Annotated in this window: 9 protein-coding genes; 2 read left to right on the top strand and 7 right to left on the bottom strand. The window is 30.6% G+C overall.

Annotated features, from left to right (window positions below):
* Positions 1-25 precede the first annotated feature (25 nt).
* On the bottom strand, positions 26-1783 hold the full coding sequence (locus ACULEV_RS12810; RefSeq protein ID WP_445455443.1) for an aromatic amino acid hydroxylase: 1758 nt from the start codon (positions 1781-1783) through the stop codon (positions 26-28).
* Positions 1784-2292: 509 nt separating this feature from the next.
* Between ACULEV_RS12810 and ACULEV_RS12805 the strand changes: the two genes are divergently transcribed.
* Together ACULEV_RS12805 and ACULEV_RS12800 are read left to right on the top strand one after the other, a co-directional pair.
* Positions 2293-5349 (top strand): Eco57I restriction-modification methylase domain-containing protein, encoded by a 3057-nt coding sequence (locus ACULEV_RS12805; protein ID WP_445455442.1) that lies wholly within the window; start codon positions 2293-2295, stop codon positions 5347-5349.
* Positions 5342-6076: a hypothetical protein gene (locus ACULEV_RS12800; RefSeq protein ID WP_445455441.1), complete on the top strand. Its 735-nt coding sequence runs from the start codon at positions 5342-5344 to the stop codon at positions 6074-6076. Before ACULEV_RS12805 ends, ACULEV_RS12800 begins: the two co-directional genes overlap by 8 nt.
* Positions 6077-6494: 418 nt before the next feature.
* On the opposite strand, the gene ACULEV_RS12795 is transcribed toward ACULEV_RS12800, so the two are convergent.
* From ACULEV_RS12795 to ilvA, 6 genes are all read right to left on the bottom strand, one after another.
* Entirely contained in the window at positions 6495-9383 is a 2889-nt protein-coding gene (locus ACULEV_RS12795; RefSeq protein ID WP_445455440.1) for a hypothetical protein, read from the bottom strand.
* Positions 9384-9551: 168 nt separating this feature from the next.
* Complete coding sequence (locus ACULEV_RS12790) at positions 9552-12548, bottom strand: choice-of-anchor J domain-containing protein (RefSeq protein WP_445455439.1); 2997 nt, start codon at positions 12546-12548, stop codon at positions 9552-9554.
* A gap of 405 nt (positions 12549-12953) precedes the next feature.
* Positions 12954-14822: an OmpA family protein gene (locus ACULEV_RS12785; RefSeq protein ID WP_445455438.1), complete on the bottom strand. Its 1869-nt coding sequence runs from the start codon at positions 14820-14822 to the stop codon at positions 12954-12956.
* An 18-nt stretch (positions 14823-14840) separates the two neighbouring features.
* Positions 14841-15776, bottom strand: coding sequence for a PorP/SprF family type IX secretion system membrane protein (locus ACULEV_RS12780; RefSeq protein WP_445455437.1), 936 nt, complete (start codon positions 15774-15776; stop codon positions 14841-14843).
* 56 nt (positions 15777-15832) lie between these two features.
* Complete coding sequence (locus ACULEV_RS12775; RefSeq protein WP_445455436.1) at positions 15833-20131, bottom strand: lectin-like domain-containing protein; 4299 nt, start codon at positions 20129-20131, stop codon at positions 15833-15835.
* A gap of 449 nt (positions 20132-20580) precedes the next feature.
* On the bottom strand, positions 20581-21825 hold the full coding sequence (gene ilvA, locus ACULEV_RS12770; RefSeq protein WP_445458547.1) for a threonine ammonia-lyase IlvA: 1245 nt from the start codon (positions 21823-21825) through the stop codon (positions 20581-20583).
* Positions 21826-21843: the final 18 nt, after the last annotated feature.

Here is a 21843-nt window from a genome sequence, read left to right as displayed (position 1 = left end):
TTAGAGCCTCTTTATATTAGAACAATTAAACCAAATTCTTTTCAAAAATCAATTCCAAACCATTATTGATTAAAAGAATAACTTCTGGTCTTTTTACTTTTATTAATTCCAAATGATTTACAATCTTGTCTAAAAACTCGTTGTCATTTTCTTTATAAGCTAATTCTGCAATTTCAATACAAAGCAACCAATCATTAGGATGATTGGCGGAAACAGCTCCAAAAGCTTCTTTCAAAGTAGTGGTAGCTTTTTTGTTTTCGCGAATGTTTCTAACACTTTGGTACAAAATTTCTAATTCTTGTCTTTCAGCAGAAACTTTTGCTTTTATGGTAGTAGAAGAAGGCACATGTGTAATCATATCAAAACTATTCACATCAGCTGGACCACTAAATGCGGAGGTGATTTTTTTACCCACAGCCATATCGTAAATACCCCATTCTGGTTGGAATAAAATAGTATCATTATGCGTAACTGTACAATTTTTAAATTTAATCAGTACAATTTCTCCTTGTAAATTGCGTGTGCCAGTAACAATTTCTCCCGAAACGATTATGTTTCCTTCAAATTCTAGTGTAACTTGTTTTCCTTCATAGATATCATAGGCCTTTAAATCTCTTGGTCCCATGTCTTCAATGGCTAGGTTGATGCCTTTTAGCATGCCTATTGGGCTACCAAAACCTTCAGCATGATATTCCGTTCCGTGTCCTACTAATTCTTTTTCTCTGTAAGCCAAAGCAGTTGGACCAGAGGTTTGTATATAAACCGATTTGCCTTCATGTTCAATCACATTGGTAAACACTCCCGAAATTTGTAAACCCGTACTCAATTCTATCGTTCCTAAGGTTTTTGAATCAATCAATTTTTTCACACTTTTAGGACCACCTTTTCTAATTGCCATTGTATTGGCAAATTCTTCTAAAACCAAACTCAAATGTGCAAAATCAGGAGTAACATATAATTGCGGTTGTGGCTTGGTAATGTCAAAACTTTGGTCAGCAGCCGAAATGTCATAAGGAATTTTCTTCACATTATCAGTCATACACCACGCACTTTCTCCTATGGAAGATAACAAACCAGCACCATATATTTTAGGATTATCAAGGGTTCCTATCAAACCATATTCTACAGTCCACCAGTGTAAGTTTCTTATGCGAGCCATTTCCGATAACTCGCCCATATTGTTTTGTAAGTATTCCACACGTTCTTCAGCGGCTTTAATTTCATTTTCTGGTGTGTCTTCAGCTTCTTTTAAAATGGATAATAAGCGCACAGCTTCATACATTTCGTTATCATGTGAAGATGAAATTGCCTTACAGCCTATTTCTCCAAAACGACGTAAATATTCTGCATATTCTGGATTAGCAATAATAGGAGCGTGACCAGCACCTTCATGAATAATATCTGGAGCTGGTGTATATTCTATATGTTCTAGTTGACGAATGTCGGAAGCAATAACGAGCACATTATAAGCCTGAAACTCCATAAAAGCATTAGGAGGAATAAAACCATCTACGGCTACAGCAGCCCAACCTATCTCTTTTAAAATTCGGTTCATGCCGTACATATTTGGGATATTTTCAATCTCCAAACCTGTTTTTTGAAGTCCTTCTAAATACGATTCGTGTGCTACTTTAGACAAATAACCTACATTTTTTCGCATTACATATCGCCAAACCGCTTGGTTTATAGGCGTGTATGCGGTATAATCCTGTGGTTTTATAAATTGCTTTAAATGTTTAGGTAACCTGTCTATCAAAGGGTTACTTTCAAAATGCGTTTCCATAGTAGAGCTAATTATTGTATGTGTAAAAATACGAATTTTTTAGCTGATTTTTTGTAATGAAAACAGGTAATTTTTGTTGAATGTGTAAAAAGAGCAAAGAAACTAGAACAAAGAGAATAGAGAATAAAAAAACAGAGAAGAAATAATTGAACACTCAAAAACTGAATACTGAGTACTAACAACTGAACACTTTTCTCAAGGAGCTATTTCCAGCTTTCCATTACACGTTTTTGCAAACAAGGCTTTTTTTGTACAATCTAAAAAGAGCTTCCTGTGGTCGCTTTTTTAGCCCAACAAAAAATAGCCTTCTTTCACAAAAAGCGTTTTATTGCAATCTGGGCTAGGGGAGTTGTTTTTCAGAAGAAAATTTGAAGATTAAAATCTAAAAAATCTTTTATAACTATTAAGTTTTAAATTTTTGAAAACATAAATTTGTTATTAAGTAATTTTTTGTTTTATTTTAAAAATGTTTTAAAGTGTTATTTTTGTAGAAAATTCATATAATTATTTTGACTCAGGCTCTAAAAAATATTCTAAATCAGTTAGATTTAATTGAAAATGATGCTGTTTTCTTTAGAAATAAAGAAGACGGAGAAGTTTTTGATGGCTTTTCGTCAGATATAAATAAAAAATTAGAAGACATAAAGCCAGATGCTTTTTATGTTTTTAACAACCAACCTTTTGTTTTGTTTTTTGATTTAACTTCAAATACAGATTTAGAAAAGGAAAATGAAATTCATAAAAAGGTTTGGTCGTTTGATAATGCTCCAATTATTTTTGTAATAAAAGATACGGAAGTAAAAGTATACAATGCTTTAAGTTATAGTAAAAAAGAGAGTAGTTTAGAAAAAATAAAACTATCCCAAAATGAGATGATTGATAAATTTTCTTTTTGGAACTTACAAAGTGGAAATACTTGGAAATGGTTGCAAGATGATTATTATGAAAATAATAAAAAGAAAGAGTCTCGTAAAAGAGTAAATGAAAAACTTTTTCAAAATATTAAAGAAGTTAGAGAAACTTTAGTTGATATAAATAAAAGCCATAGTTTAAATGATAATGAAGCGAATTCGTTAATTTTAAGGTTAATCTTCATTAGATATTTAATTGATAGAGAAATAAAAATTGATACAGATTATATTTCAGGTAAAAGCACAAAGGATAGAAGGATTAGCTTCAGTAGTTTAATTAAAAATCCTGAAAAACTTAATCAGCTTTTTTCTAAATTGAATGATAATTTTAATGGTGCGCTTTTTAAAGAATTAGATATTCAAATTTCTAAAGAACAGTCAGAATATTTAGCAAATGTTTTTAAAGGAGAAATAGAAGAACAAGGTTCATTGTTTGAAGGATATTATTTTGAAATTTTTGACTTTTCTATTATTCCAGTTGAAGTAATTTCGGGAATTTATGAATCATTAATTGATCCAGAAACAAGAGATTTAGATTCAGCTGTTTATACACCATCATTTTTAGTTAATTATATTTTAAAAGATACAGTTGATAAATATTTAGAAGAAAATAATACTTCAGAATGTAAAATATTTGAAGTAGCTGTTGGATCAGGAATCTTTCTTGTGCAATCATTAAGAAAAATGATTGAAAAAGAAATTGAATTAAATGGAAACTCTAATAAAAAACTATTTAGTGAAAAAATAAGAGCCATTGCAAAAGATAATTTATTTGGTATTGACATTAATAAGGAAGCATTAAAAGTAACTTGTTTCTCTATTTATATTGCATTATTGGACTATCAAGATCCAAAAGATATTGAAAAATATCCTTTCCCAAATTTAATAAATGAAAATCTTTTTGAAGCTAATTTTTTCAATGTAAACCATGAATTTAATGAAATCATAAGAGGTAAGAAAACGCAATTTATACTTGGGAATCCACCTTGGAAAAGCAAAAAAGCCGATATTTTTCATACAAATTGGTTAAAAGAAAATAAAAAAACAGTTGGCAATTTTGAAATAGCACAATCTTTCTTGTTACGCTCAAAGGATTTTATGCAGTCGTATACTAAAACTGCATTGATAGTTACGAGTACAATGTTTTATAATGTTTCAAAAACAACTAGAGCATTTAAAAATGAGTTTTTAACAACGTTTTGCATTGATAAGTTTTTTGATTTATCAGCAGTTAAACAATCATTATTTGAACAACAAGAAAGTCCAACTTCAATTGTTTTTTATCATTTATCAAAAAATAATGAATATTTAAATAATTTAGTCGACCATCAAAGCTTAAAAGTTAATTCTTTTTTAAAGAATTTTAAAATGTTGGTAATTGAGAAATTTGATAAAAAAGAAATTCTACAAAAACATTTTATAGAAAATGATTGGATGTTTAAAGTTGCTTTGTATGGTAATACTTTAGATTTTGCTTTTATTACTAGAATCAAGAATATTAATTCACAAAAGCTTTCAAAATTTATTGACAACAAAACTTTATATGGGACATCTGGTATATTGGTCGGAAATAAAAAAAATAGATTTGATTTTTTAGAAGGATTACCTTTAATTGAAAATAGAGATGTAAATAAATATTTCACTAAAGAATCATTTAACAAAATAGAGAAAGATGACATTCAGATTGAGTCTGGAAGAAGTTTATACAATTTTGATTCAAATAAAATTTTAATAAAAGAGCAGGCAAAAAATTGGTCTAATTTAATTGTTTCATATAGTGAAAATCCTTCGGTTTTTAAAAAAGGTGTTTTTGGCTTATCAAGCAAAAACGATTCTTTATTAAAAAGAATATATTCAAATTTAATTTCAGATTTATACACATATTACATATATTCAATTTCGGGTGGTTGGGGTGTTGCTACACATCCTCAAATAAAATGGAAAGAAGAGTTTTTATCATTTCCAATAATTGAAACAACTAATTCTATTAATGAAGAATTAGTTAGTTTAGTTGAAAAATTCCTAAATCCTTTAAAAAAATATTATAGTCAAGATATAAAATCAGAGAGTTTACCAATTGATCGACAGTTACTCAAAGATATAAATTCAATTACCAATAGTTTATATAATGTTAAGGGTTACGAAAAAGACTTAATTAATTATGTTTTAGAAGTTTCCCGTTATCAGTTTCAAGAAAGTAAACAGCAAAAATTTTTGAAGAAAGTTGATAATAATAAAGAGTTTCTTGAAAAATATATTGATGTTTATATACAAGAATTTGAAAAAATATATGATGACGAATTTATTCAAGTTGAAATTTATTCTTTGGACTATTTTATTGCAATAAATTTTGTTTTCCTAAATGAAAAACCTTCCAAAAAAATAGTTTATTCGGATAAAAAGGAGGAAAAGCAAGTTTTAAAAAGTTTAGCCAATTCGTTAAGCATTTCTCAAATTACAAATGCTAAAGATTCTGAACACAACTTATTTATTCAAAAAGACATAAAAGGATTTGAAAAGAATTCTTTTTATATCATTAAGCCCAATGAATATAAATGTTGGCACAGAGCAATGGCATGGTATGATGTAGCAGAATTTAAAGAAGCTATACAAAAAGCAGAGTTAGAACGATTAAATTCAGACTTTAATGCTTAATGCCTCTAATTTTAAATCAAATTCTGAACAGTTAACTCAAAAACGAGTTGAAATGGTTATGCAGTATGTTGTTTATTGTTATCAAAAAATGATTGATGAAGCTAAAACATATCGGAAAGATATTTTTCTAAATGAAACTAAAACAAGATATAATCTTGAAGAAGGTTTAAGTGAAAAATTTGTTAATGATTATTTAGGGATTTGGGATAACCTTAATTATTACAAGAATAATATTTCGGATAAACCAGATGTTCATTTGTTTTTAAATTATGAACCTAAACAATCATATACAGAAAACGATACTATTAAAGATGATTATATAGACATTAAGGTAAACGAAACTGGATTAAGCGAAATTTGGGGTAAAAGTGGAAATCAACAGCAAATTCATTTAGCAATAGAGTGCAAAGTTGTGGAAAATGGATATAGTGAATATGTTTCTGATATTAAGAAAATGTGCGATAGAGCTTTTAATACTCCTAGGTTAAATTTTGAAGGACAAATTGCTTATATAACAAACCCTAGTTATACTCATTCTTCTGTTGCTTTAGGTATAAATAAAAATTTAACTACTAATTCTGAAATTATAACGAATCAAGATTTAAAACCGAAAATCATTGCTCAAAAATTTGATTCAAGTTATTTTTCTATTCATAAAAGAAATCATAATCAAAAGCTTTTTTCAATCTATCACTTAATGTTTGATTATACTAAAATAATTGTTTAGATTTTGTTATTAGAATAATCGAGTAGGGTGAGTATTCCTTGCGGGAAAGCGTAAAAAAAGAAAAACTTTGAAAACTTTATTAAGTATTGAGAAGCTTTATCAAAATGGGGTTTAAAAATCCGTGGCACAATTGGGATCTTTCGTTTTTTCAGGAAGATAAGATTGTAGGTTTAGTTTGTTGGAAAACGCGAAGAGATATTATAAGACTTCTATTTTTCAAATAATTCCACTTTAACTAAAAATGTAAGTTTCCATAACTTTTAGATTTTAAGAAGCAGCTGTGGCATTTTTTAATAATTTAAAATTAATGCCACACTTTTTGTGACAAAATAAATTATTTTTTAAAAATGTCACAAAAACTGTGACAAAATGAAAGTTAAAATAAAAATGTCACAAGATTTTTTCTTTAATCTTTAGTTTATTCTTCCTTTTTCTTTGGAATACTATCTTTTTGAATGATTTGCATTGGTACACTATCTTTTACTTTCTCTAAAGGAATTGTTTTTGGTTGTACAAGACTATCTTTGGCTATAGTTGGTAAAAAAACAGTCGTTGAATCTGTTGGATTTGTTAATGGAGAAATACCATCAATATATTCTGTTTCTTCTAAGTCTTGTGTTTTTTTGCCTATTTTAATACTTGGTTCCTCTTGTGTTCCTGTTATTTTTATTGGGATTCCAATAATGCCTAATGGAGGAAGACCTATTCTCATTTTTAAATTGAGTTTGCCATCTAAACTATTTTGACCTTCAAATCGCAATCGAAAACCAGCGACTTTAAATTTAAAACGCTCTATAGTTACAAGGTTATTTTTAATAGTCGATTTTATATCAACTTTAGAAATATCGGGATCTTTAATAGCATTGCTTTCTGTTTTTTGAGCTACGTTATTTAATAGTTTGAACCCTTTCATTTTTACTTGTTTTACCGAAAGTGTTCCACCACCTTCAAGAGAAGGTAAAACAGGTTCCATTTGATTGTTTAAAACGCCTTTTAGTTTATAGTCTAATGAAATAATACCTTCAGCATGTTCGGCTGCTGTTACAATTTCTTTAAATAAAGTAATTTCGTTATAGGCTCGTTTAACATCAAAGTTTTTAGCTTTTATGGTGTAATCAAAATAGGCTTTTTGACTACCTTCGTTTTTATACATAGCATTCATACTAGCAGTTGCTCCAATAATTCCTAAAGAAGCATTAGTTAATTCTAAAACACCTTCTTTAATTACCAATTTCCCTTGAAGGTTTTCTATGTTAATATCATCATATTTAGTTTGTCTTACTTGAGCTTGTATGTTTAGATTTAGATTCGTAGGTATTTCAACCACACCAAAAGAGACAGTTGTTGTTTCTGTTTCTTTAGTAATGTTATTGTTTGCAGGAATGAATTCGTTACTATTTAAAAAAGTAGATTTTAAATTAAAAGTTCCTTTAATAATTTCATTATCCGATAATATAAAATTGATGACATTTTCTAAGTGACCATTCATCAGGATATCAGATTGTCCATATTTTCCTTGAAAATTTTTAAAGTTCATTTGGTCTTGATTGAAAGTGAAAAGTCCGTTTTCAATTAAGAAAGGTTTGGGTAAATAATCGTTAGTAGTTTCAATGTTTATTACTTCTAATGTTCCGCTATTTTTTAAGTTTTGATAATTTCCATTGGTTGCATCACTTTGCTTTCCATATAAGCTAATGTTGGCTTTAATAAATCCGTTTATATCTAATCCTTTTTGGGAGAAGACTTTGTAAATGTTAGCCACATTTAATCTTCCATTTGCTTTAATGTTATAGTGAACATCATTAAAGTTAGTAAATGTTGCTGTAGCTGTAAAAGGTTCTTTTTCAAAGGAAAAATTGGCTGGAGCCAAAGTAAATGAAGCATCTGAAAAATTATCTGTAGGACAATTTAGATGAGCTTTTATATTTATTTTTTCAATAGGTTTTGGATAGTAAGTAGTTTGAATGGAACCATTGGTTACGTTAAAAATGCCTTTGGTTACAGGAAATTTTCTAGTGTTTTTATTATAAATTCCTTTCGAAAGTATATCAGTATCTAATAGTCCACTTATTTTAAAATTAGGAATTTGTAGTGCATCATTAATTAATTTTAAATCTATTTTAGATTTTATTTTAGCATCAATAACCATTTGTTTACCAAAACCATCTGATTTTAAGATAGCACTAAGTTTGCTGTTGTTTAATTTGAAATACAAGGAATCTAATTGAAGATGTAATTGGTTAATGTCTAGATTGGGTAATTTGGTTTCTAAATTAAGATAAATGTTCTCCAATGGGTAAGGGGCTTTTTTATTTTTGATAAAACCATCTCTTACACTAATTTTGAAATTCATTTCAGGATTCAGTTTTTGGGAAGCGCTATATTTTCCTTTTAAAGTGAAAAGAGCATCTGTTTTTCCTTTCATTTCTGTTTGGTCTTTCCATGAAACGTATTCGGCTGGCAAAGCAGTAAATAAATCCTCTAAGTTGCTGTTTTCTGTTTTTAGATTAAAATCCATGTCATATCCATTGGAAAGGAAATTAAAGAAGCCGCTAAATTCAACGGGTAATTTATTGATTACTAAGTCATTCTTTTCGAAAATAAAAGCAAGAGAATTGGTGTTTATTTTGGTTATTAAATCGGCTTTTACCTTTTTGTTTTTTAGGTATTCATTGTCATCATAGCTAAAACTTAAACTATCAATTTTTGCAGAAGTATCCAGTTTAAAATCGGAATCTAGTAAATTTCCTTTTCCCTTGTAATTTAATCCTTTTGCTTCGATAATCATTTTTATAGAAGCATCATTATAGACTAGATAGCTGTTATTGATTTGTATGTTTTTTAAATGTAATGAAGCTGAGGATTCATTAGCTCTGGATGAAGTATCAGTTGATTTATAAACATTATAATTGGCTTCTCCATTTTTGTTGATTTGGATATTAATAGTCGCTTTGTCTAAATAAATTTTATCAATTTCTGTTTGATAGCCAAAAAATAAACTGCTCACATTAATCCCAAAGCTAATTTCATTTGCTACAATCAATTTTTCATTTTGAAAAGGAGCAGAACCGTTTAAATTGAAATCTTCAAGTGTTAGTGTTAAAGAAGGGAAATGCGTAAAAAAAGACAAGCTAGAATTATTAAAGTTGAGTTCTCCTTCTAGTTTTTCATTGGCAAATATTTTTACTTTTTGGGTAATAGTATCTGCAAAAACAATTGGTAAAATAAAGAGTAAACTTAATAATATAACAATTGCAATTCCAGAAAATTTTAAAAATTTCAGGAATAATTTTTTACGTTTCGCCATAACTTAAAAAGAAAGATTTTTACAAAGGTATTATATTTTAAAATAGTTACATATACTTTTTATTAATTCTAATTATTCAGTTTTATGTCAATTTTTTTAGGAAAAGACAAGAAAATAAAAAGCTCCGAGATTTCTCGGAGCTTTAAAAAAATAAGTATAAAACTTTTATTATTCTTTAATCACTTTAATTACTTGTTGGGCTCCGTCAATAGTAATATTAACAATATAAGCACCACTATTTAATTGTGACATATCTATTTTTGCTGATGTTGCATCCACTTTATTAGATAATACTTCTTGTCCTAATAAATTAAAGACACTAATAGAAGTTATATCTGAAGTATATTCTAAATTAAGTATATCTTTAACTGGATTTGGATAAGCTCTAAAATTAGTTAAATCAAAAGCAGAAGAACTTAAACTAGCATCATAAGCCGAAACTTGGAATGCATCGAATACATCATTTCCATATTCCCAAACTCTTACATAAACAATTTCACCAGCAGTTCTACCTGTTAGAGCTACTAAAGAAAAATTACCATCAGCACTATCATCATCATCACATTCTATCAATACTAAACTACCACAAGATCCTGAATAAACGGCCATACCAGTATCAGCAATAGAACTTCCGCTTAAACTATTAGTTTCTATTGTTAAATTTCCTGAAGCTGGAATTGTAACTTGATACCAAACATCACCTCCTGAATAAAGAGCACAACCTGGAGCTGTTTCATTAGAATCTGTAGCATCTACATTAGTTCCTATAACAGCATTATCAGCAAAAACACCACCAAGTGTTAAAACTTGAGCATTAGCACAATTATTATTAGCAGGTGGTGTATTTAAAGTTGTAAACGTAAATGTTGACCATCCACTAAATGTACCTCCACCACAATCAGTTCTTACATGAAAATAATAATCTGTTAATGGAGTTAAACCAGTTGCATTATAAGTTTCTGTTGCTAAACCTGTTCCAGAACCAGTAGGGTCAGTTGCATTTGTATCTAATACATATTCATAATTTCCAGAAGTAGCAGACCATGTAATATCTCCAGACACATCAGAAAGATTTGCTATAGCTAAACCAAATGGATCCTGACATGCTGGAATTGTTTCCCATATAATATTATCCAAATAGACATAAGTATAGGTTGATGTTGATAACCTACGGATAGCAATATAACTATCAAGTCCAAAATAAGAGTCAAAAGAAACAATATATTCTGTGTAAGTTGATGATAAATCTACTGTAGTTAAAGGTGTAAATGTAGAACCATCAGCTGTATTAGTTATTGTTCCTACTTCAATGTCTTGAGAATCTGTTGATGCTCTTGCAAAAAAACGTAATTGGTTAGTACCATCACTTAAATTAGACAATAAAGGAGAAATAAGCATAATGTTAGCTGTACTAGTAGAGTTAGAATTATATAAAGTTACACCATTAGGAGCCGTATTGTCTGCACTAGTTGAAGTTTCAACATAAGCAGAAGTTGACGCTCCATTATCTATAAGACTAGACCAACAAGTTGGTAAATCTGGTGTGGTTACTCCATCAAAATTTTCATTAAAACTATCAATTGCAACACAAGCAGTTGTGAATGTGTAAGGACCTGTCCAAGCACTACTATCTCCACCACAATCAGCTTGTACATAAAAGTCATAGGAAGTGGAAGGGTTTAAACCTGTTAAATTATGAGGGTTAGTTGTTGTACCTGTAATCATAGTTCCTGAGCCTTGTGTAAATCCTGTTGCTCCCCATTCTACATTCCAAGTTGTTGCCGAACCACCTTCAGTCCATCCTAAAGATGCCGATGAACTGATTAAATTTGTTACTGTTAAAGAACTTAAAAGAGGAGCTACACATGATGGGGTCGCATTAATTGAAATATCATCTAATGAAATGTACCATGGGCTACCATTCATATATCCTTTAATACCTACATAGTAAGTTCCAGAACTTGCAGGTGTGAATGAACCAATTATTTGTTGATAATTTCCATTAATAATTCCTGTAGCAGGGATAATTGAATTTGTCATACCAACTGCAGAAGCTGAAGTACCATAGCTTACTGTAATATCTGAATCTGTAGCAGTTGATCCATCTTGACGCGCATAAAAATCGATTGTATAACTAGTTCCTCCAACTAACTCTATTGGAATAAATAACCAATCATCATTACTATATCTTAAATAAGCATTCCATGATCCTGTTCGAGGAGTTCTGTTATAATCTGTAAGAGTTGAATTTGCTGTCCAAACCTGAGTTCCTGTTACTGATTCTTGAGTTAAACAACCTCCAACAGCTACACTTTGTGTATAACCTGATTCAAAACCTTCAAAGTAAGGGATTGTATAAGGGTTACATGGTGTTGTAAAAGTAAAAGGTCCAGACCATAAACTTAAGTCACCACCTCCACAATCTGCTTGTACATAATAATCATAAGAAGTTGCAGGTGTTAAACCCGTTTTGTTAAAAGGATTATTAACTCCCATATCAGTTGCAGTTCCAGTAGGAGTAGTTCCAGAAGTTACTACTTCAACATTGTATAAAGATGCTGTTCCATTTTCAATCCAACTTAATTCTGCGCTTGTAGGAAGAATGGTATTAGTTGTCAATGCAGTTGGTTGAGGGCAAGATGGATTTGCATCATTTACAAAATCATCTACGCCTAAAATATATTCATCAGTTCCAGTAGCTCTGATAGCAATATATACAGTTTGACCAACATAGCTAGCTAAACTGAATTCTTTTTTTTCCCAAGAGGCACTTGCAGTTTGATTGGATTGTAATACAACAGAAAAATCAGTATTTGATGTATTAGTGGTTGTAGATAATAAAACTTCATAAGATTCTAAAAAACTTGAAAAAAGTGATTTAATATAAAATGAGAATCTATCATTAACTCCAGTAGTTACATTTATTGCAGGAGAAATTAAATAATCATCATGTGCTGTAGAGTTATAGCTAATGCTTGCTATGTTAGTTCCAGAATATGCTCCCGTTCCTTGGTTACTAATAAGCCATTCATTAGCTCCTCCTCCATTGATGATAGACCAACCAGTAGGTAAAGTAGTACTTGCATCGAAGTTTTCGGTAAATTGTGCATAAGATTGACTGAAAAAAGTCAATAATAAAAAACACATAAAAGTAGTTTTTTTCATTTAAAAGGTTTTATGATTTAGTTAATATGGGGTAAAAATATAGATATTAATTAATTAATTATAGTATTTTTTTAAATTAATTTGTTAAATGTGTTAATAAAACTAAACTTCATTGATTAGCAGAATGAAGTGAATTAGGTTCACTTTAGTTACTTAATTTCTATAATCTTTTTTTATAGTTTTTCTTTCTAATTGATTAATAAATAGTTAAGCTGTTTTTGAAGTTTTTTTTGTAAAAGGCACAATAAAAGTTTTTCAAATCATTTTTAAATGTACCTGAGTTTTGTTGTTACTGTTTTGAGAGATTTATTTTTAAAAACAGTATAAAAAGCCAAAACCCTTAAAGAGATTATCTTTAAGGGTTTTAAAAAATTATACAATTATAATTTAATTAAGGGTAGTTGTTTATTTTTTAATGATTAAGAATTCTGAGCGTCTGTTTTGAGCATGTTGCTCATCGGTACATTTATCACACTTTATTTTTAATTCACTTTCTCCAAATCCTTGACCAGATATTCTTTCTTTGTCAATTCCTTTTGAGATAATGTATTGAACTGTGGATTGTGCTCTTCTTTCTGATAAATCAAGGTTGTACTTGTCTTTACCTTGACTGTCTGTATGTGATTTTGCAAAAATTACCATTTTTGGATATTCCTTCATCACTGCTACTAGTTTGTCTAGCTCTTCTGCTCCTTGTGCTGTTATGTTGCTTTTATTAAACTCAAAATAAATAGGTTGAAGAATAACTTCTTTCTCGGTTATTATAGGTTTAATAGGCTCTAAGTAGGCTTCTATAAGTGTAGCTCCATTTGGTGAGGCTGGCATAGTAAAGATACCATCTTCAAAGCCTTCTTTGGATACTTTAAAAGTATATACTTTTTCACATTGTACCTCATAACTTTGTTGACCAGCATCATTGCTATTACTTGTTGCAATTAAAGAATTGGTATCATCTAATACGTTGATAAGTGCGCTTTCAATTGCTTTTCTAGTAGTTGCGCTTTTAACCATTACTATTGCATTTACACCACATATAGGTCTTGCTATGTATAAATTATCTACTCCGTCTCTATTGCTTGAAAAAATAGCTACTTTTTTTGATGTATTAAAGCTAAATGCAAAGTCGTCTTTTCCTGTATTTACAGGTTCTCCAATATTAATAGCTTCTGAACCTGTGTTTAAATCGGCTTCAAAAACATCTAGTCCTCCAAATCCTTGTTTAGAGTTTGAAGAGAAATATAGCATGTTTTCGCTGGTAATGAAAGGAAAGCTTTCGTTTCCAGGTGTGTTTATTTTTTCTCCTAAGTTTTCGGGTGTTCCATATTCATCTCCGTTAACACTTACTTTCCAAATATCTTCTCCTCCTAAACCTCCTGGCATATCTGAAGAGAAATACAAAGTTTTACCATCTTTACTAATACTTGGATTACGTAATGAATATTCGGTGCTATTTATTGGCAATGCTGTTAAATTACTCCATTTACCATCATTTTTAGTGGCTTTGTATAGATACATTCTACTAAATTTAGATTTTTTATCATCTGATTTTTCAAATTTATTATCATTAAAACTTTCACTTGTAATATACATAATTGTACCATCTGCTGAAATAGTTGCAGGTCCGTCATGCCATTTAGTATTTACACTTTCTACTAAAGTGGGTGCGCTAAGAGTGCCATCTTCGTTGTATATAGCTTGGTATAAATCTAAATAGGGTTCATCGTTCCATCCAGAGGTTTTTCTAGCTTCATTTCTTGCACTAGTAAAATAAACAGTGTTATCATCTGTTAATAGTGCTCCAAAATCTGACTTGTTGCTATTAATATCTGAGGTTTTAACTTCAAATAATGGTCTTTTAGCTTTTAAATCGGCCAAATAATTTGGATTATTTTGAAAACTAATGGCTCTTTCATCATTAGGCTTTAATTGAACAAATTGTTGCATTTGTTTTTTAGCTTCATCATAGTTTCCTTCTGCTTTTAACATTTGAGCATATTTATAATAGATTTCTGCATCTTGTAGTTTTTCTTCAACAAGTTTAGCATACCATTTTATAGCTTCGGCAGTGTTAAAAACGTTATAATAACTATCTGCTAATCTTTTTTGAACATAACTGTCTTCATATCCTTTTTCTGTTAATTTTAAATAGGCGGAAGCGGCATCTATGTATTCAAATCGATCAAATAGTTTGTCGGCATCTTTGGTTTTTGAGTTTTGTGCACTTAGCAATCCACTAGCGATTACAAAACTTAAGGTTATATATAGTTTCTTCATGTCTTTATCGCTTTTAAATTAAAAATATCTAGGTGATCGAGATACTTTTCTTGGAAAATTCAAGTCAAATAGCAAGATGATCTCGTGTGATGATGGGGTTGTCACTTTTAAATCAGATACAATATGATCATAGGCATATCCAATTCTTAAATTTGGTGATATGGCATAATTAATCATTGCTCCAAAACTATCGTCAATTCTATAGGTTGCTCCTATTTCAAACTTTTCATTAAATAAAAAATTAGTGGATACATCTAGAGAAGGAGTAACGTTAAAAGCTGATTTTAACATAAAGAAAGGCTTAAATTTAATTTTTTCGTTTAAATCGAAAACATATCCTCCTGTTAAAAAATAATGGCTTGTTTCTGAACCAAATTCTACTTGATCATCATTTACTCGTAAATCTAAATGTTTTGACTTTAGCATATTGGGTACAGAAAAAGCTAAATAATACTTATCTGTGTAATAAAAAAGTCCTGAACCAATATTGAAATAAGTATTGCTTACATCTTGCGAAAAAGCAGGATCATTTGCATCTGGAACATTTCCATTTCCTATATCACTAAATAAACCTACCTTATGAAAAGTAAGTCCTGTTTTAATACCAAAAGCTAAACGATGTTCGTCTCCAAGGTTTAAGGTGTATGAAAAGTCTCCGTACAAATTATTTTCTTCAACTGGGCCAATTTTATCTGTTATAAAAGACAATCCTAAACCTACGTTTTTACCTACTGGCATATGACCTGATAAGGTTCCTGTTGTAGGAGCATCTTCAATTTCAATCCATTGCTTTCTATATAACAACCCTATTGCTAAATTCTCCTTACTACCTGCATAAGCTGGATTTATGACGTTCATATTATACATATATTGTGTATAATGAGGGTCTTGTTGTGCATTTGCATCAATAAATACTGACATTATGCCTAAAGCTACTAAATATAGTTTCTTCATTTTATTTTTGATTTTTTAATACTGCCTCCATAAAAACGAAGGCAGTATATTTAGTTTTATTGTTGTCTGTTTATATAAATCCAACCTGTTCTAGACTCCATATCGGCAAATTCTATTACATAATAGTAAGTACCATCTGGAAGTTCATCTCCATTATTGGTTTGACCAAACCATTCATTTTCATAACCTGATTTTGTATAAACTTCTTTACCATATCTATTGAAAATCTCTAGTTTACTTACATTAAACCCTGATAAATCAAATGTATCGTTCAGACCATCTGTATTAGGTGAAATACCTTTTTGAATCGTACAGCTGATAGTAGTTACTGTAAATATAGCTGTATCATAACAAACATCATCAGGTGTGAAAATGTAGTTACTAACTCCTTCTTGAGAAGTTGCAATAGTTGAAGGAGACCAAGTACCAGATAAGGTATAACCTTCAATGGATAAAGTAGGGAAGTTAGCACTTGAATTCATGCAAGTTTCAAAAGCTTCAAAAGTAACAATATCTTTAGATACAATTTCAACACTTAAAGTACCATCTGTTGCACATTGACCCACATCAGGTGTGAATGTATATGTGTAATTTCCAGCAATTGAAGAATCTATATTTGAAGCATCCCAAACACCAGTATAACCTTCTAATGAAGAAGAAGGCAAAGAGGTGTTTAAATCACCTTCACATAATGTTATATTGTTGAAAGTTGCAGCGGCGGGAGAATTAACAGCAACAACAGCAGTTTCATTCAAAGAATTACTACAACCACTGAAGATGAAATCATAAGATATTCCGTCAACCCAATAACTACCATTTGTGTATTCTAATGTAATTGTGTTAGTTGGAACAGTAGTTACAAAAACTGTTTGGTTTAATTCTGAGATATTTCCATTATTTAAAGTAATAGTTGTATTTCCATCAGTAACTGTAATTTCACCCGCAGTATCATTTTTAGCAGCACTTATTGTTATTGATGTTCCTGCAGGTACTAAATCATCCAATTCTAAAATTAAAAGCGGATTGGTTATAGTTATCTGAGTAGCATTTGCAGTTGTAGCATTTGTTCCAGCAGCTTCAATAGATCCTAATGCATTAACTGGATCTATACCACCAGTAGCATTTATAGCATGATGTATTAATGTTGTTGAACTAGTAGTAATGTTAGTTAAAGTAATAGTTTGATCTATCGTTGCGTTTGGAGAAGTAACAATACCATTACCACTTGCGTCAAGTAGGATAGAATCATCAATTCCATTTACATTATAACTTACTGTTCCATTAGGTGATCCTGTTATATTGAAAATAGCATCATCACCAATACAAATAGGACTTAGGTTTTCTGTAACTGTAGCTACAACTGGGTCAAGGACTTCAACAAAGAAACTATACTCTATTATAAAACCACATTCATCAGTAATTTCAACTGTATAAGTAGTACTTGTTGTTGGTGTAAATACAGGATTTGGTATTGTTGGATCGCTCACTCCAGTTGTAGGAGACCAAGAATAGTTAGTTGCATTTGTATAACTAGCATCAATATCTGTAACAGAAGAAGCTGCACAAATAGTTTTATCTGCTAGATTATAAGGATTTATAAATGATAAATATTTAAAACATAGTTCTTGTTGATTTGAAAAACCTCCAGTAGAACCTGTAAAACCGAAATATACATTTGGATCTCCTCCAAAAATTGTATTAACAATATCTCCAGTATAAGTTAATCTCTGACTACAGTCAAAAATTACTGTTAGTGTTTGAGTGGCTACTTCCCATAATATTTTAACTTCATGTCCTGTACCATCTTCAATATTAGCTGATGTTTCAGATGCAACAATAGGACCTGCTAAATTATTAGCATTATTGTGTTCCGTATTTCCATTAGCTAGTATAGCAAGGTGATCTGCTGGTATGTCTCCATTAAATCCATTATCATAAGTGTCAAATTCTACGGCTAGAGAATTATCAATTCCTTGATATCCGATTCCTGTTCCGGTAACACCAATTATTGGAGTTGCATCTTTTTTCAAGACAAAAGCAATTCCGTCTGCACCATTGTCATCATCTCCAAAACTAGCTTCAAAAATTATTTGGAAATCAGTATTTAGATTAATTACATTATCATACCAAATTGCTCCACCTTGTGAAAGATCGTCTTCTGTTACTCTATAGCAACATTCGCTAAGGGTTACAGCATCTCCTACTAATAGAGGTGTTAAATTACTATTATAGCAATTTATAAGTTGTGTTTCAAATGCAATTGGTCCTGCCCAATTACTAATACCATCAACTGCTCCACAATCTGAAGCGACATAAAATTCATATTGCATTGAAGGGTCTAATCCAGTTATAGTAAATGGGTTTGAATTTGCAGGAATGATTATAGAGGAAACGTCTGGATAACCTGTTCCAACTGGTTGTACTACAATTTGCCAACTCGCGATACCAGGATTGTTTTCTGTCCAAGAAACTATAGCATAGTCAGCTTGTGATGACAATACAGTAAGATTTGTTGGTCTAATACATGTTGGCGGAGTACAACTTCCTACACTACTGTATAAAACCGTATTTTGTAATCCTGTACCAGGTGTATGTGTAAATAAATCATCTCCAAAAGGGTCGATTATTTGTATACCTACTTCATATGCAAATGAACCTCCAGAATTCCAAAATAATTCGAAAGGAATTCCATCACAAATTGGGAATTGAACAGTTGTTGGTCCAGAGCCTGAGAAACCAGGACCTATAGTGCCAACTAAAATACCATTTTGAGTAATATTCATGGTATTACCATTCCAACCATCACCATAACTGTCAGTTAAAATGAAGCTATACATACATTGGTCAGTTGGGTCACAAATTGTAGTTTCAAAAGTTTCAGGACCTTCCCAAAAACTTGTATCTGATGCACCACAAATTGCACGTACATAAACTTCATATTCTGTAGCAGAATTTAAACCTGTAAAATTATAATTAGTTGCAGAAACAGTTGCTGTTGGTGTTGCGCCAGGAGGTGGATAACCAGTGCCGACTGGCTGAATTATAACTTCCCATTGAGTAGCATTTCCTGATGTATTATCAGACCAAGAAACAGTTCCTGTACTAGTAGTCAAGGAAGAAATTAGTATATCAGAAGGTTGTGGACATGTTGGAGGTGTACAAGAAGCAGGTGCGCTATAAAGGACAGTTCCTGCCAATGCTCCATTTTGATTGGGCATGTTAAATATAGTGACATCTAATGGGTCAAGTATGGAAACTCCAACTTCATTAGGATAACTTCCACCATTGCTCCAAAAAAGTTCAAATGGTTGGTTACTACACAATGACACGACAACATCAATTGGACCAGATCCTGTAGTAAATGTTGGCCCTATTGTTGCTAAAGTAACTCCTAATTGATTTACTTGCATTGTAGCACCATTCCATCCATCACCATATGAATCTGTCATCCTAAAAGTAAACTCACATTGATCTGAAACAGCACAAATTCCTGTTGTAAATGAAAATGGACCTATCCATTCACTAAAATTATCATTACCACAATTTGCTCTTACATAAAACTCATAAGTTGTTGCAGGAGTTAATCCTGTTAAATCATATGGATTAGTTGTAACTCCATTTATTGCAATTGCATTAGCATCATTAATAACAAAACCTGGAGGTCCATATTGAATATCCCATTGAGATGCTCCAGAAGGATTATCCCAACCTAAAGATACAGATACATCAGACACATTAGAAACAGTCTGAGTTGTAATATCTAAACACTTAGAGGTAATATTCACATTATCTATAATCCATCTATCACCATTGTCATTTTCCATTACAAATGCTACAAATAGGTTTTGTCCAGTATAAGTACTTAAATCAACTACTTTTTGTATATAAGTAGTTTGTTCAGTTGCCGTTGTACCGTTCATTAATGTAGATTCATTCCAAGTTTGGATAATACTGAAATTTCCTATGTCATTTTGAGCAAAAGTGTCAGCATCTGCAATTCGAATAGTAAAGTTGCTTCCTTGAATTCCAGCTTGGGTTAATTTTGTAAAAAATCGAAGTTGCCCATCCGAAGGAATGATAACAGCTGGTGTAATCAACCAATCTTGAGCTAATGAACCGTCTGGTACATTTTCTCTATTTAAATAAGCTGCTCTAGTTCCAGCGTAGGCTTGACCAGTTGGTGCTAATTCCCAGCTTTGTGCGGTTCCAATCATATTGTCAACTATTGCCCATGTTCCAGATGTCAATCCCCAAGTAGGTAGAGTAGGAACAGAAGTTCCTTCAAAATCTTCTGACAACTGACCATAGGAAATGAAAGAAAACAATAAGATAAATAAATGTAGTAGTTTTTTCATTTTATAATAATGATTTGTTAGTTAAGGGTTATTTAAGTTGGGCAAATGTAATAATTACTAATAGTTTTAAAATTTTTACCGATTAAATGTAGTATAACATCGATTAAATGTTTTTTACAACTTATTTTTATGTTTTTTCAAAAACATAAATATCACAAAAATGTTTAAATTGTTAAATATTTTTGAATAAAAAATAGGTTTTAGTGTTTTATTACCAATAAAATAACAGTATAATTTTCCAATGTTTATTTTTTTATTTGACTGGATGAAATTGAGCGTCAATAAAGTAAAATTTAATGAAAATTCAATTGAAATAATGGTTTATTAAGAAGTTAAATTAGATTCCTTTCTTAATTAAAAATTAGTAAAAACATATTAATTTGGTTTAAAAAAGTCTTACAGTTTCCTGTAAGACTTTGCAACTAAAACTAAAACCAAATCCTAATATTTTATCCAATTAATTGAGCAAATAAATCCTCTTTTTCATTGAGATAATGAAATTCAAACCCTTTTTCTTTCATTTTTGTTTGAATAGGAGTAATGTCGGTTTTATTTTTTAATTCTAAACCTACAATTACTGGACCTGATTCTCTACTGTTTTTTTGTTTGAATTGGAAATAAGTAATATCATCATCATCACCTAAAATCTCGTTTACAAATTCTTTCAATGCACCTGGTCGTTGTGGAAATTGAATCATAAAGTAATGTTTCAATCCTTCATATAGTAAAGAACGTTCTTTAATTTCTGCTGTGCGTTCAATATCATTGTTACTTCCACTCACAATGCATACTATATTTTTGCCTTTAATTTTATCTTTATAAAAGTCTAAGGCTGCAATGGTTAAAGCACCAGCTGGTTCAACTACCATAGCTTCTTCATTATACAATTGCAAAATAGTAGAGCAGACTTTTCCTTCTGGAACTAAAATAATATCGTCTAAGTTTTTTTTGCAAATTTTAAAATTGTGATTGCCAACTTGCTTCACAGCTGCACCATCTACAAATTTATCAATATTTTCTAAGCGCGTATTTTCTCCTTTTTCAATTGAAGTTTTCATTGAAGGTGCACCTTGAGGTTCTACACCAATAATTTTTGTATTAGGACTCAATTCTTTAAATACTGTAGATAATCCAGAAGCTAACCCACCACCACCAATAGGAATAAATACATAATCAATAGGGTCTTTGTAGTCTTCTAAAATTTCTAAGCCAACGGTTCCTTGACCTGCAATGACTTTTATATCATCAAAAGGATGAATAAATACTTTGTTTTCTTCTAAGCAAGTTGTATTTGCGGAAGCATAAGCATCATCAAAAGTATCACCTATAAGGATAATTTCTATGTATTCTTTTCCAAAAAGTTGAACCTGCTTGATTTTTTGTTTAGGAGTCGTTTTAGGCATAAAAATTTTGCCTTTAATTTGGAGTAAATGACAAGAATAAGCCACACCTTGCGCGTGATTTCCTGCACTAGCACATACTATTCCTTGTTTTTTTTCAATCTCAGTAAGCGAACTCATTTTGTTGTAAGCTCCCCTTATTTTATAAGATCGAACAACTTGTAAGTCTTCTCTTTTTAGAAGAATATTCGCGTTGAAATTGTGAGATAAATTTCTATTAGGAAGTAATGGAGTAGGATAGACTACTCCATTAAATTGTTTTTTGGCTTCGAGTACTTCTTCAAATACTGTCATTGTCGTTGTTAGCATGAT

The organism is Flavobacterium sp. HNIBRBA15423, assembly GCF_052655965.1.
The sequence above is the reverse complement of the archived record's forward strand: the minus strand, read 5'-3'. Positions and strand labels throughout refer to the sequence as shown.

Excerpts from the sequence above, each read along its gene's own strand:
- ACULEV_RS12810 (WP_445455443.1), bottom strand. The coding sequence starts at position 1,783 with ATGGAAACGCATTTTGAAAGTAACCCTTTGATAGACAGGTTACCTAAA.
- ACULEV_RS12800 (WP_445455441.1), top strand. The coding sequence starts at position 5,342 with ATGCTTAATGCCTCTAATTTTAAATCAAATTCTGAACAGTTAACTCAA.
- ACULEV_RS12795 (WP_445455440.1), bottom strand. The coding sequence starts at position 9,383 with ATGGCGAAACGTAAAAAATTATTCCTGAAATTTTTAAAATTTTCTGGA.
- ACULEV_RS12790 (WP_445455439.1), bottom strand. The coding sequence starts at position 12,548 with ATGAAAAAAACTACTTTTATGTGTTTTTTATTATTGACTTTTTTCAGT.
- ACULEV_RS12785 (WP_445455438.1), bottom strand. The coding sequence starts at position 14,822 with ATGAAGAAACTATATATAACCTTAAGTTTTGTAATCGCTAGTGGATTG.
- ACULEV_RS12780 (WP_445455437.1), bottom strand. The coding sequence starts at position 15,776 with ATGAAGAAACTATATTTAGTAGCTTTAGGCATAATGTCAGTATTTATT.
- ACULEV_RS12775 (WP_445455436.1), bottom strand. The coding sequence starts at position 20,131 with ATGAAAAAACTACTACATTTATTTATCTTATTGTTTTCTTTCATTTCC.
- ilvA (WP_445458547.1), bottom strand. The coding sequence starts at position 21,825 with ATGACAGTATTTGAAGAAGTACTCGAAGCCAAAAAACAATTTAATGGA.